At 58.3% G+C, this 12,809-nt stretch carries 10 protein-coding genes and 1 other annotated feature; of the genes, 3 read left to right on the top strand and 7 right to left on the bottom strand.

Features of this window, described 5'->3' with window-relative positions:
- Positions 1–11 precede the first annotated feature (11 nt).
- Positions 12–67 (bottom strand) — a sequence feature (sul1 is cis-regulatory element that is thought to sense ions involved in sulfur or methionine metabolism; They are found in Alphaproteobacteria).
- A gap of 44 nt (positions 68–111) precedes the next feature.
- Together CFBP5473_RS20620 and aspS are read right to left on the bottom strand one after the other, a co-directional pair.
- The gene (locus tag CFBP5473_RS20620; RefSeq protein WP_027676170.1) at positions 112–588 is read right to left on the bottom strand and encodes an FUSC family protein; all 477 of its coding nucleotides are present in this window, start codon (positions 586–588) and stop codon (positions 112–114) included.
- Positions 589–593: 5 nt separating this feature from the next.
- Positions 594–2,384 carry an aspartate--tRNA ligase gene (aspS, locus tag CFBP5473_RS20615; protein ID WP_027676169.1) on the bottom strand — a complete coding sequence of 597 codons (1,791 nt, stop codon included), beginning with the start codon at positions 2,382–2,384 and terminating at the stop codon, positions 594–596.
- 296 nt (positions 2,385–2,680) lie between these two features.
- Between aspS and rnd the strand changes: the two genes are divergently transcribed.
- The 3 genes from rnd to CFBP5473_RS20600 all read left to right on the top strand — a co-directional run bounded on the left by rnd (position 2,681) and on the right by CFBP5473_RS20600 (position 6,505).
- Positions 2,681–3,832 (top strand): ribonuclease D, encoded by a 1,152-nt coding sequence (gene rnd / locus CFBP5473_RS20610; protein WP_027676168.1) that lies wholly within the window; start codon positions 2,681–2,683, stop codon positions 3,830–3,832.
- Positions 3,833–4,010: 178 nt separating this feature from the next.
- Positions 4,011–5,033: an adenylate/guanylate cyclase domain-containing protein gene (locus CFBP5473_RS20605; RefSeq protein WP_027676167.1), complete on the top strand. Its 1,023-nt coding sequence runs from the start codon at positions 4,011–4,013 to the stop codon at positions 5,031–5,033.
- 110 nt (positions 5,034–5,143) lie between these two features.
- Entirely contained in the window at positions 5,144–6,505 is a 1,362-nt protein-coding gene (locus CFBP5473_RS20600; RefSeq protein WP_027676166.1) for an esterase-like activity of phytase family protein, read from the top strand.
- Between the two features lie 36 nt (positions 6,506–6,541).
- Here the strand turns inward: CFBP5473_RS20600 and CFBP5473_RS20595 are convergent, their stop codons facing one another.
- The 5 genes from CFBP5473_RS20595 to CFBP5473_RS20575 form a co-directional block, all read right to left on the bottom strand.
- Positions 6,542–7,051, bottom strand: coding sequence for an MgtC/SapB family protein (locus CFBP5473_RS20595; RefSeq protein ID WP_027676165.1), 510 nt, complete (start codon positions 7,049–7,051; stop codon positions 6,542–6,544).
- A gap of 70 nt (positions 7,052–7,121) precedes the next feature.
- A complete protein-coding gene (gene ppx, locus CFBP5473_RS20590; protein ID WP_027676164.1) occupies positions 7,122–8,645 on the bottom strand; it encodes an exopolyphosphatase in 1,524 nt (507 codons plus the stop codon).
- Entirely contained in the window at positions 8,642–10,846 is a 2,205-nt protein-coding gene (locus CFBP5473_RS20585) for an RNA degradosome polyphosphate kinase (RefSeq protein WP_027676163.1), read from the bottom strand. Before CFBP5473_RS20585 ends, ppx begins: the two co-directional genes overlap by 4 nt.
- Before the next feature lie 63 nt (positions 10,847–10,909).
- Positions 10,910–11,623, bottom strand: coding sequence for a DnaA regulatory inactivator HdaA (gene hdaA, locus CFBP5473_RS20580; RefSeq protein ID WP_027676162.1), 714 nt, complete (start codon positions 11,621–11,623; stop codon positions 10,910–10,912).
- Positions 11,624–11,626: 3 nt separating this feature from the next.
- The gene (locus tag CFBP5473_RS20575; RefSeq protein WP_027676161.1) at positions 11,627–12,784 is read right to left on the bottom strand and encodes an AI-2E family transporter; all 1,158 of its coding nucleotides are present in this window, start codon (positions 12,782–12,784) and stop codon (positions 11,627–11,629) included.
- Between the last annotated feature and the right edge of the window lie 25 nt (positions 12,785–12,809).

Below are 12,809 nucleotides of genomic sequence, written 5' to 3'. Positions count from 1 at the left end.
AAGGTGCTTTGCGTTGTCTGGCGGATCGGCGGCCAGAAGAGCCACCCGGAATTTCACCGGGTCCGTGGTGAGTACGGACTGTATAAAACGAGTTTAAGAATGGGGCAAGCTTTAGAATTTCAAGCGCTCGCGGAAGAAGACGAAGGCCACGACCAGGCCTGTGGTAACGCCGATCACGACGTCCAGAAACCGGACGAAGCCTGCCGTCTGCGGCCCCATCAAAAGGACAAGCATTGCCGACGCGCCAGCCTGAATAGGCACGACCGGTGGCATGCCGAAGGTGCAGGCAATAATCATGGCGATGAAGGTTGCCGAGGCGAGCCTGATTTCGGCATATTCATTCGGCACCGTCAGTGCGATTTCGCCGATCAGAATGCCGAGCGTCACACCGACGATAAGCCCAAATCCTTGGCGGATGTGGCTGGGAATACCCGGCGCGAGACAGATAAGAGCACTGATGGCAGCAAAGACCGGCTGTTCATGGCCCAGTAACTGTCTCGAGGCCCAGAATGCAAAAGCGGCAGCCAAGGCTGCCGCAAGCGCACGCGTGAAGGATGATCGAACGCGCTCGATCACCTCCTTGATCATCGTGTTCAGTCTTTCTTCGGCGATGGAACGACGCGCAGGGCCAGTTCGCGAAGCTGCGTTGGCGTTGCTGGCGATGGCGCGTTCATCAGAAGGTCCTGCGCCTGCTGGTTCATCGGGAACAGCGTGATTTCACGCAGGTTCTTGGCGCCAACGAGCAGCATGACGACGCGGTCGATGCCGAAAGCGCAACCGCCATGCGGAGGCGCGCCATACTGGAACGCGCGGTAGAGACCACCGAAACGCTCTTCCACGTCGCTCTGCGACAGGCCAACCTTTTCGAAGGCCTTGACCATCAGTTCCGGCGACTGGTTACGAATCGAACCGGAAGCGATTTCGAAGCCGTTGCAGACCGCATCATACTGGTAAGCCTTGATCGACAGCGGGTCCTGACCATCCAGCGCTTCCATTCCGCCCTGCGGCATGGAGAATGGGTTATGCGCGAAGTCGATCTTCTTTTCTTCTTCGTTGTATTCGAAGAACGGGAAGTCAACAATCCAGCAAAGTTCGAAACGATCGCGGTCGACGAGGTTCAATTCCTCACCGGCGCGAGTGCGTGCTTCACCCGCAAACTTGTAGAACTTGGCAGGATCGCCAGCCACGAAGAAGCAGGCATCGCCAGCTTCGAGACCGAGCTGTGCGCGCAGAGCTTCGGTGCGCTCTTCGCCAATGTTCTTCGCCAACGGGCCGGAGCCTGCGATCTTGCCTTCTTCTTCTTTCCAGAAGATGTAGCCGAGGCCAGGCTGGCCGGTGGACTGCGCCCAGGCATTCATGCGGTCGCAGAATGCACGGCTTCCGCCGGTCTTGGCCGGGATTGCCCAGACTTCGACCTTCGGGTTGGACGCGATCATGTTTGCGAAGACCTTGAAGCCCGAACCGGCGAAATGGTCTGTCACGGCCTGCATGACGATCGGGTTGCGCAGGTCAGGCTTGTCGGAACCGTATTTGCGGATCGCCTCATCGTAAGGAATGCGCGGCCACTGCTTGGTCACCGGCTTGCCTTCGGCAAACTGTTCCAGAACCGATGTCATCATCGGCTCCATGGTTTCCCAGACGTCTTCCTGGGTCACGAAGCTCATTTCCACGTCGAGCTGATAGAACTCGCCCGGCAGGCGGTCTGCGCGCGGGTCTTCATCGCGGAAGCACGGTGCGATCTGGAAGTAACGGTCGAAACCGGCAACCATCAGCAGCTGCTTGTACTGCTGCGGCGCCTGCGGCAGCGCGAAGAACTTGCCTTCATGAATACGGGACGGCACGAGGAAGTCGCGCGCGCCTTCCGGCGACGATGCCGTCAGGATCGGCGTGGTGTACTCGGCAAAACCGGCTTCTGCCATGCCGTTGCGCATGGCGGAGATGATCTGCGTGCGCTTGACGATGTTTCTGTGCAGCGTTTCGCGGCGAAGATCGAGGAAGCGATACTTCAGGCGAACGTCTTCCGGATAATCAGGCTCGCCGAAAACCGGCAGCGGCAATTCCTTGGCAACGCCCAGCACTTCGATTTCCTGCGCGTAAAGCTCGATTTCGCCGGTTGCCATGTTCTTGTTGACGGTGTCTTCCGAACGCGCCTTGACGAGACCGTCGATACGGATGACCCATTCCCCACGCACAACTTCGGCAGTCTTGAAAGCAGGGCTATCGGGATCGGCTACGACCTGGGTAATGCCGTAATGATCGCGAAGGTCGATGAAGAGAACGCCGCCATGATCTCGCACGCGGTGAACCCAGCCGGAAAGACGAACGGTCTCGCCGACATGCGACTTGCGGAGAGCGGCACAGGTGTGGCTGCGGTAACGATGCATAGTGATATCCTGAAGCATGCAGCGGCCATAGAAGGCCGCACTTTCGAAATTGGGCGGAAAAGCGCATGGCTGGCCCGATTTGTCAAGAAAAAGCGCAACCGAAGGGCTTTTCCACGCGCTGCATCGCAATCCTGTCTCGCGTGCCGGATTGCGATGAAAGAAGCGAAATCACCGGCAAATAGACCAGAGAAGAGAGGAAAGATGCGTCAAAGAACGCAGAAACCGGCTGTTCATATTGACATGTGCCGTTCAAAGGGAAAGTAAGACGGATACTTTTCCTGGACTGGCCGAACGCAATGATTGACACGACAGCAGCACTCGCCGATGCCTGCAAGGAGTTGGCGAAATCAGAATTCATTACCATCGATACTGAATTCCTTCGAGAGACGACTTTCTGGCCCGAGCTGTGTCTTGTGCAGATGGCGAGCCCAACTCTTGAAGTGCTGGTCGATCCGCTTGCCAAGGGCATTGATCTGACCCCGCTGTTCGAGCTGATGGCCGATACGAATGTGGTGAAGGTTTTCCACGCAGCGCGGCAGGATATCGAAATCATCCACCATCTGGGCGGGCTCATTCCGCACCCGATCTTCGATACGCAGGTTGCAGCCATGGTCTGCGGCTTCGGCGATTCGATTTCCTACGATCAGCTCGTCCAGAAGATCAAGAACGTCCAGATCGACAAATCCTCGCGCTTCACCGACTGGAGCCGCCGTCCGCTGTCCGAAAAGCAGCTGGATTACGCACTGGCCGATGTAACCCATCTGCGCGACGTCTATCTGTCACTTAAGGGCCAGCTCGAGCGTGAAGGCCGCTCTTCCTGGCTGAAGGAGGAAATGGATGTTCTGGAATCGGTCGATACTTACGACATGCATCCCGATGATGCATGGCTGCGGCTGAAATCGCGCCTGCGCAAACCGACAGAGCTTGCTATTCTCAAATTCGTTGCGGCATGGAGAGAGCGCGAGGCGCGCTCGCGCAACGTTCCACGTTCGCGCGTATTGAAGGACGACGCGATTTTCGAGATCGCACAGCAGCAGCCAAAGGATACCGAGGCGCTATCGCGTCTTCGCACTATCCCGAAGGGCTGGGAACGCTCCTCCTCCGGCACGGCAATCATTGAAACCGTCAATGCGGCGCTCGAACTGCCAAGGTCGGAGATGCCGCAGGCCCCCCGGCACAGCCACTCCCCGGAAGGCTCCGGTGCTGCGGTGGAATTGCTGAAGGTTCTGCTGAAGCTGACGGCGGACAAACATGGCGTTGCCGCGAAGGTCATCGCCAATAGCGACGATCTGGACAAGATTGCCTCCGAGGGTGAGAAGGCGACCGTTCCAGCACTTTCCGGCTGGCGGCGCGAGCTTTTCGGTGAACCGGCGCTGAAACTCATCCGTGGTGAGGTCGCTCTGCGCTTTGCAGGCAAAAAGGTCGAGGCTGTCGAACTGCCAGCCTGATTCCAAAGGCTTGGATTTGGCTCTCATATGCAAATCTGTCACAGGCCCCGGCCATCGTCCAACCTTACTCAATCGTCACTTTTGACGCTGAGGGTTCCGAACTAGTATCCGGGCCACGAGGAATCAGGAGAGCTCGCTTTGGGGGAAGCGGCATCGTTCGCTGACGCAAAGGTCAAAGATGAGAAAAATTCTGGCGATGCTGGACTATGTCGTGCTGTTTCTGGCAGTTGCCGGCAGCGGCGTCGTCTACGCATTTCTTGAGTATGGCGGCGGCGCATTCATCGGCGCCACCTATGCGCTGTTTGCCTGCGCCCCCATCCTCGCCTTCGAACGCGGCTATATCATGCCCGGCCTGTCGAAGCGCGTCAGCATGCTTCCCACACCCGCCTATATCGCCGTCGGCATGTTCATTTATGTCATTCTCGTCTTTTGCGGTTTCGGTCTCGGCGGCACCATTTTATGGGCAACGGGCGTGCTCCCAACCAGCTGGCGGCGTGCCGTGCATGCAGAAATGCAGACAATGGTCTTCACGCTCGGCGTCTGCGCCATCATCGTCTTCATCATGCGCGTAAGAGAATTGCTGGGCCGCGATATCTTCATCGACCTCATTCTGGGGCGATACCGCAGGCCGGTCAGCGAAGAGCGCGTCTTTCTCTTCATCGATCTGGTCGGCTCCACCTCTTTTGCCGAAACCCATGGCGACCTGAAGGCGCAGGAGTTTCTGGGCGAGCTGTTTTCGACTTACGCAAACCCGGTGCGCAAGCATGGCGGGGTGATCGATGATTATATCGGCGACGCTGCCATCATCACATGGCCCTATCATCTGGCCATCCGGCGCGCAGCCTGCATCAATTGCGTTTTCGATATTCTCTCCGAAATAGAAAGCAGCCGCGCCACCTGGCTCGCCAATTTCGGCACCGTGCCGAAGCTGCGCTTCGCCATTCACGGCGGGCCTGTCATTACGGCGGAAATCGGCGTGGACCACCACAAGATCACCTATTTCGGTGACACGGTGAACACCACTGCGCGTCTGGAATCATTGAGCAAGATGCTGGGCCATCCCATTCTCATCTCGTCCGATCTCGCCCACCAGTTACTGCTGCCAAAGGGCGTGAAGAGCGAATATCTGGGCGAACATGCCGTAAAGGGTCGCGGTCAGACCCTTGGCGTCTGCGCGCTTACCCGGCAGGCAGCCCTCTGATTCAAGCTCGCTAAAAAAGCTTCATCAAACGTTCAAAACCCCATAACGAAGCTGTCACAAACGGCACCTATCGGTCCATGCGCCACAACGCAAACCGACAGGTATGTTTCATGAAAAAGCTTCTTCTTTCCTCCGCGGCCTTCCTGATGCTCGGCAGCCTTCATGCCTTTGCCGCAGAGAAAGAATTTCCGGCCAAGCTCGTCTCGCAGGCGGTGCTTCCAGCCAACACCATCATCGCCGCACCTTCGGATGCGCCGGACCATCTGAAGACCTCGGCCAAGTTCACGACGGCGGATCGCAAGCGCGCGGAAGGGCTTGGCACCGTGCCCGGCAAGGATGGCGTGCGCCCCACCGGCCTTTCCATGCCGTTCGATGGTCAGGCCATGCAGGGCTTCTCCGGCATCAAGACCATGGATGACGGTACCTTCTGGAGCCTGTCCGACAATGGCTTCGGCTCCAAGCTGAACTCCAGCGATGCAATGCTGATGCTCCACCACCTGAAATTCGATTGGGATGCAGGCAAGGTCAACGCGCTCGAAACCGTTTTCCTGTCGGACCCAGACAAGAAGGCACCCTTCCCAATCGTGCTTGAAGGCACGGAAAAGCGTTACCTCACGGGCGCGGATTTCGATGTCGAATCGATCCAGCCCGTTGCGGACGGTTTCTGGGTGGGCGAAGAATTCGGCCCCTACATTCTGAAGTTCACACGCGATGGAAAGCTGACGGACGTCATTTCCACCAAGGCAGGCGATATCGAGGTCAAGTCGCCCGATCATCCGACGCTTGCGTTGCCGGGCAACCCGACGCAGAAAATGCCCGTTTTCAACCTGAAGCGCTCCGGCGGCTTCGAGGGCATGGCAATGTCGAAGGACGGAACCAAGCTTTACGGCCTGCTTGAAGGCCCGCTTTACAATGCCGAGGGCCAGGTCGAAAAGACCGAAGATGGCGCAACCGGTCTGCGCATCATCGAACTCGATGTTGCCTCCAAGGCATGGACCGGCCGCACATGGCTTTACCCGCTGGCGGAAGGCGGCGAAGCGATTGGCGATTTCAACATGCTGGACGACACCACCGCCCTTGTCATCGAGCGCGACAATGGTGCCGGTCTGTCCGATAAGGCCTGCGCCGACCCGAAGAAGCCTGAGCCGAACTGCTTTGCCGTGCCTGCCAAGCTGAAGCGCATCTACAAGATCGAATTCAGCGACGCCAATGTCGGCAAGGCCGCCCGCAAGATCGGCTATATCGACCTGATGAAGATCGCCGATCCTGACAAGAAGGCCAGCCAGGGCTCTGAAAACGGCATTTACACCATGCCTTTCGTCACCATCGAAAATGTGGACCGCATCGACGCCAACCATATCATCGTCGGTAACGACAACAACCTGCCCTTCTCGGCAGGCCGCGCGCTGGGCAAGGCAGACGATAACGAGTTCGTCGTTCTCGATGTGAAGGACTTCCTCGACGCGAAGTAACCGATTGCAAGCGCCGTCTTCGGGCGGCGCTTGTCCCTACTCGCCGAGCTTTCGCACGCCAGCTTCGTCTTTGATGCCAGTGGCGATCTCTGCTTTGCGCAAAAGCCACAGCACAGCGATGCCGATGAAGGTCGCGAATATGGCAAGCGGCCAGAGCCCGAGGCCGACTGAAAGACCTATGGAGGCGGAAAGCCACATGCTGGCGCCGGTCGTCAGGCCTTTCACATCACCCCGCTGATAAACCACCATGCCTGCAGCAAGAAAGGCGATCCCGGCAGTCACGGCTTCGACAAGGCGTATAGGGTCCATGCGGGCGGAATCGCCCGTCTGCTGATAGGCATGCATCAGTTCAAGCGTCACAACGCTGAAGACGACGGCGGCCAGCCCGATCAGCATATTGGTGCGAATGCCCGCCGTATTGTTGCGAAACTCGCGCTCAAGACCGATCAGACCGCAGAGGAAAAGCGCGCCCACGATGCGCGCAAGCAGGACGCTGATCGGAAGAACCAGCGCGAAATCGAACTCTTCCGCAAATGACTGTGGTATCATGAAACCCTCCCTTATATTTTAGCGTCAAAGCATAAGGGAGGGGTTTTTGTTCCGGTTCGGCTTCGGACTATTCGAAAACGAAGGCCAGTCGCTTGCCCGTCAGTTTCGCCAGCTGCTGCAGGCGCCCTTCCAGACGCTCACCGGCAAAATCGCAATATTCATGCGGAACGACGAATTCGAGATCGAAATCCTGCTGTTCCGATTTGCGGAAACGCAGGTGGTCGACAACCCCCGGCATCGAGGCCGAGAAGAGGTAGACGACGCGCAGCAGGCCACCGAGCAGCTTGGCCAGATCGATCATGCGGGGCGTCGCGATCTTGGCCAGACCATCGGTCGTCCCATTATCGTTCAGGCCTTCGAAACGATAGTAGTTGGCGAGCGCGATATAGGCGCGACCCGGATGGGTGATGGCCACGAAGGAGGAGTGCGCGATGATGTTGAGCGCCTGAAGCCCGCGATAATCGGGATGCGCGCGCCAGCTGATATCCGCAACGAGGCACGCAGCCTGCCGGTAACGGCTTTCCTCTTCCGTCTCATCGATGCCGAAGACCGGGAAAGTCCGCCCGCTCCAGTCCGCCAGTTCACGTGCATGTTCCGGCGAGCGGGCACGGAGGATCGCCAATTCATCGGAGGCAACCAGCAGCGGATCGGCTTCCTGCTCGGTTTCCGAGAGAAGCGAATAAAGATAGCCCTCACGCACGCCCTGTGCGGAAAAGGCGATCCTGGCGGGCTTCATCGCTTCCAGCACTTCGCGCATGGCGATGGCGCCGAACGGCAGAAGCGAGCGGCGGTTTTTCGAAACCGCCTGCCAGGCTGGGTCCTTGCTATCCTTGGAGGCGACAACCTCGTCCAGAAAGCTCAGCATTTCCGACAGCGGAAGCTCGTAACCCTGCATCATATGAAGCGGGTAATGAGTAATTTCCATATGGAGCTTGGCGATGTTACGCCACGTTCCGCCCACCGCATAGAAGGTGCGCCCTTCACCGGCAGCGAGAAGTGCTGCACTCTTTTTGACCTGCTTCTTGGCGAAGGCCGCAGCTTTTTCCAACGAGCCGCCCGCCTGTTCGGACAGGCGCAGACCGCCGAGCGGCAGGGTGATGCCCGTGCCGCATTTATTGCCCTTGATATCGATCAGTTCCAGCGAACCGCCGCCGAGATCGCCCGCAATGCCATCCGGCTCATGGAAGCCGCTGATCACGCCATAGGCAGAATAGAGCGCTTCCTTTTCACCGGACAGAACCTCGATTTCGCAGCCCAGAATTTCTTCCGCTTCGCGAATGAAGTCCGGTCCGTTTTCGGCTTCGCGCGCGGCAGCGGTTGCCAGGACATGCAGTTGCTGGGCCTGCGCCTGCGCGGAAAGGGCACGGAAGCGCTTGAGCGTGGTCAGCGCGCGGCGCACGCCTTCCTCATCCATGCGCCCGGTAAGGGCAAGCCCTTTGCCGAGACCGCACAGTACCTTTTCGTTGAACAGCACCGCAGGTGCGCGCGAGAGACCTTCATAAACGACGAGACGAACCGAGTTCGAACCAATATCTATGACGGAAACGGGGGCAAGGCCGGTCAGCCGCCCCTGTGCTTCTGATCGTGTCATTCAGCCTGTTTCTTGCGGGCCGAGATCAGCCCCGCAATCAGTTTTGGCGCACTGGATTTCAGGGCTTCACCACGTCCGGACAGGCTTGGATTGGTCATGAAATAGTGCTGCGCGTTGAACGGTTCCTCGCCCTTGCGCACTTCGATGCGCCTGGACGTTCCGTCCGCAAGTATCTCGTAGCTCTGTTGATTGTCAATGAGATTGCCCAGCATGATCTGTGAAAGAACTTGCTCATGCACGGTTGGATTGACCAGAGGCACCAGTGTTTCAACGCGGCGGTCGAGGTTGCGCGGCATCATGTCGGCAGAGCCGATATAGACCAGCGCCTTATCGGATGGCAGGCCGTAACCATTGCCGAAGCAGAAGATTCGGCTGTGTTCCAGGAAACGACCGACGATGGATTTCACCCGGATATTATCCGACAGACCCGGCACCTGCGGACGCAGGCAGCAGATGCCGCGGATCACCAGATCGATCTCGACGCCCGCCGCACTCGCCTTGTAGAGCGCATCGATGATTTCTGGATCGACCAGCGAATTCATCTTCATCCAGATCGCCGCCGGTGCACCGGCCTTGGCATGCTCGATCTCGTCATTGATGTGCTTCAAGATGCGCGCGCGCAGCGTATAGGGCGAAACCGCCAGCTTCATACCTTCTTCCGGCTCGCCATAGCCGGTGATGAAGTTGAAGATATTGGCCATGTCATGCGCAATCTTCGGATTGCAGGTGAAGAAGGACAGGTCGGTGTAAACCTTTGCCGTGACCGGGTGATAGTTGCCCGTTCCAAGGTGGCAATAGGTGCGCAGCTTGCCATCTTCACGGCGCACGACCATCGACATCTTCGCGTGGGTCTTCAGTTCGATGAAGCCGAACACGACCTGCACGCCAGCGCGCTCCAGATCTCGCGCCCAGCGAATATTGGCTTCTTCATCGAAGCGGGCCTTGAGCTCCACCAGCGCCGTCACGGACTTGCCAAGTTCGGCGGCATCGATCAGCGCGCGAACGATAGGGCTGTCATTCGAGGTGCGGTAGAGCGTCTGCTTGATGGCCAGAACATCCGGGTCGCGCGCCGCTTGCAGCAGAAACTGCACGACCACGTCGAAGCTTTCGTAAGGATGGTGAACCACCATGTCCTTTTCGCGGATCGCGGCGAGGCAATCGCCCATATGTTCGCGAACGCGTTCCGGGAAGCGGGCATTGTAAGCCTCGAACTTCAGGTCTTCACGCGGCGCTTTCACGATTTCCGAAATGGTGTTGAGCGCCAGAAGACCCGGCAGAACGGCAACGCGGTTATCCGGCACGCCAAGCTCATGCACCACGAACTGACGCAGGGACTGCGGCATTTCACTGTCGGTCTCGATGCGAATGACCGAGCCGCGACGGCGGCGCTTCAGGGCGCTTTCGAAGTAACGCACCAGATCTTCGGCTTCTTCCTCAAGCTCGATATCGCTATCGCGGATGATGCGGAAAGTACCGAAGCCCTTGACGGTGTAGCCGGGATAAAGCCGGTGAATGAAAAGGCCAACGACATCTTCCAGCGTGATGTAGCGGATCGCCGTCTTGTCATCCGGCAGGCGGATAAAGCGGTCCAGCGCTGGCGGCAAACGCAGAAGCGCCGTCATCGGCTCGCGCCCGTTCACGCTCTCCAACTGCAGGCCCATGGAAAAGCCGAGATTGGGAATGAAGGGGAACGGGTGCGCGGGATCGATGGAAAGCGGCGTCAGAACCGCAAAGATGCGCTCTTCGAACTCGTTTTCCAGCCATGTACGGTCCTCATCGGAAAGCGCCGCCGGGCGAACGATATAGATATCTTCCTTGGCGAGATACTGCTGGAGAACGGCAAGCGAAGCCTGCTGCTCCATCTGGAGATTATCGATTTCCTTGAGGATATCTTCCAGCTGCTCTGCGGGAGTACGACCATCCGGTGTCTTTACCGTGATGGACTGGCGCACCTGGCCTTCGAGACCGGCAACGCGCACCATGAAGAATTCATCGAGGTTGGCAGCGGAGATGGAGAGGAAGCGCAGCCTTTCCAGCAGCGGGTGCGATGTATTCAGCGTTTCTTCCAGAACGCGGCGGTTGAATTGCAGCCAGGAAAATTCCCGGTTGACGAAACGCGCGGGGCTATCCCATAGGTTTTCCACCTCTGCTGCCGGAGCCAAGCCGCCCTTTTCGAACTCATCCTGCACAGCCGTATCCATCTAATACTCCACCTCTAAATCTGCCATTGCCCGTATAACAGTTTGACGACGGAACTGTGACAGTCAATCGTCTTCCAGAGTGCTGCCCATCTCGGTCAGAACCTCTGCCGCAAGCGCCCGGCTGATCCGTGTGCCGCGCGATAGCGCCAGCCGGTCCAGCCGCTCGACAAGGGACTGCGCCGTATCCAGCGAACGCTCCATCCTTGCAACGATATAGCTGACAAGTTTGTCATCCATGTAAAGCTGCCTGTCGGCAAAGAGCTTCATCAGCACCTGCGCCAGCAAATCCTCGTCGGGTTCGCCGATTTCTACCACGGTCGCCGCTTTCAGGCGGGAGCGTAGGTCCGGCAGCGTTACCGGCCAGGCCGCAGGCCATTGCCGCGTCGTGATCAGCAGCGAGGTTCCGTTTTCGCGCACGCTGTTGATGACATGGAAAAGCTCGGTGTCGTCAAAGCCATTGCGGTCCGCATCCTCGAAAAGCACCGGGCCGTTTTCCGCAACACGCGCGGCATCCTGTCCTTTTTGCGGCGTTATCTCATTGGCACCGCTGGTATTTTTCCAGATGGACGCCAGATGCGATTTGCCCGAACCGGGAGGACCGGCCAGAATGACGACCGGGGACGGCCAGCGTGGCCATTCGTCCACGATGCTGACAGCCGCATCCAGCGGAGCGGCGACCAGAAGGTCTTCACGTCCCGTCGCCGTCTGGTGCGAGAAGGCAAGCGGCAACTGCTCGGCCTTGGACCGGGCAGGGCCGGGTTTATTGTTTTCGTTCATCGATCAGCTCTGAGAATCGATCTTCTGCGGCGGCAGGGCTTCCAGCTGTCCAGCCTCCGGCGGCTCCCAAGGAAGATTGGCTGCACGCCCATGATAGAGATCGCTATCAAGATAGCGCGATAGAGCGAAGCGAACAAGCACACCGACCGCAGCGGCAGCGGGAACCGCCACCAAAAGACCGACGAAGCCGAAGAGAGCGCCGAAGGCAAACAGCGCAAACATCAGCCAGACGGGGTGAAGACCCACGCTACTGCCAACCAGCTTCGGCTGAAGAATATTGCCTTCGATGAACTGGCCGGAGAAGAAAACGGCAAGCGTCAGGATCACATAGATATAATCCGGCCAGAACTGAACCAGCGCCACGCCGACGGCAAGAACCAGACCCACCATCGAACCGATATAGGGAATGAAGCTGATGGCGCCTGCGAACATGCCGATCAGAAGACCGAAATTCAGGCCGACGAGCGAGAGGCCGACAGCGTAATAAACGCCGAGAATGATGCAAAGCGAACCCTGACCGCGGATGAAGCCCGCAATCGTCGCATCCATGTCGCGCGCAATCTGGCGCACAGTCGTTACGTGGTCGCGCGGAATCCAGCTATCCACCTTATCGATCATCCGGTCCCAGTCCAGCAGCAGATAGAATGCGACCACGGGCGTCACCACCAGCAGCGAAATCACATCCACCAGCGACTTGCCGGAATTCCATATCTGCGTCAGCAGCGTGCCGATAAAGCCTGCGCCTTCCGTCAGAAGTTTGGAGAAGTTTTCCTTCACCGTATCGATCTGCGAACTGACCCAGCCGGGCAGCAGGTTCGTATCCGTGCCCGCGATCAATTGCTGCAGAGACGAGATATATTGAGGAATGCGGCTGATGAATTCCGATGCCTGCGCCGCAATCAGCGGAATGATGATGATCAGCGAAAGCGCGAACAGCAGCACGAAGGAAATGAGAATGAAAATGCTGGCCATCATGCGGCTGAGGCCGCGCCGCTCCAGCCAATCCGCTACGGGATCGAGGAAATAAGCTAGCGCCATGCCCGCCACGAAGGGCAGCAGAATGGAGCTGAACACCATGAGGAACACGACGAAAATCACGAGCGCGCCCAACCAGAAGAAGATCTGGCGCCTCAGATTTATGCCTCTGATATGTGGTTGCATCGTTTTTTCCTCGTGCGCGTCAGCC

It is taken from the genome of Agrobacterium larrymoorei (assembly GCF_005145045.1).
Lineage (GTDB): Bacteria > Pseudomonadota > Alphaproteobacteria > Rhizobiales > Rhizobiaceae > Agrobacterium > Agrobacterium larrymoorei.
The sequence above is the reverse complement of the archived record's forward strand: the minus strand, read 5'-3'. Positions and strand labels throughout refer to the sequence as shown.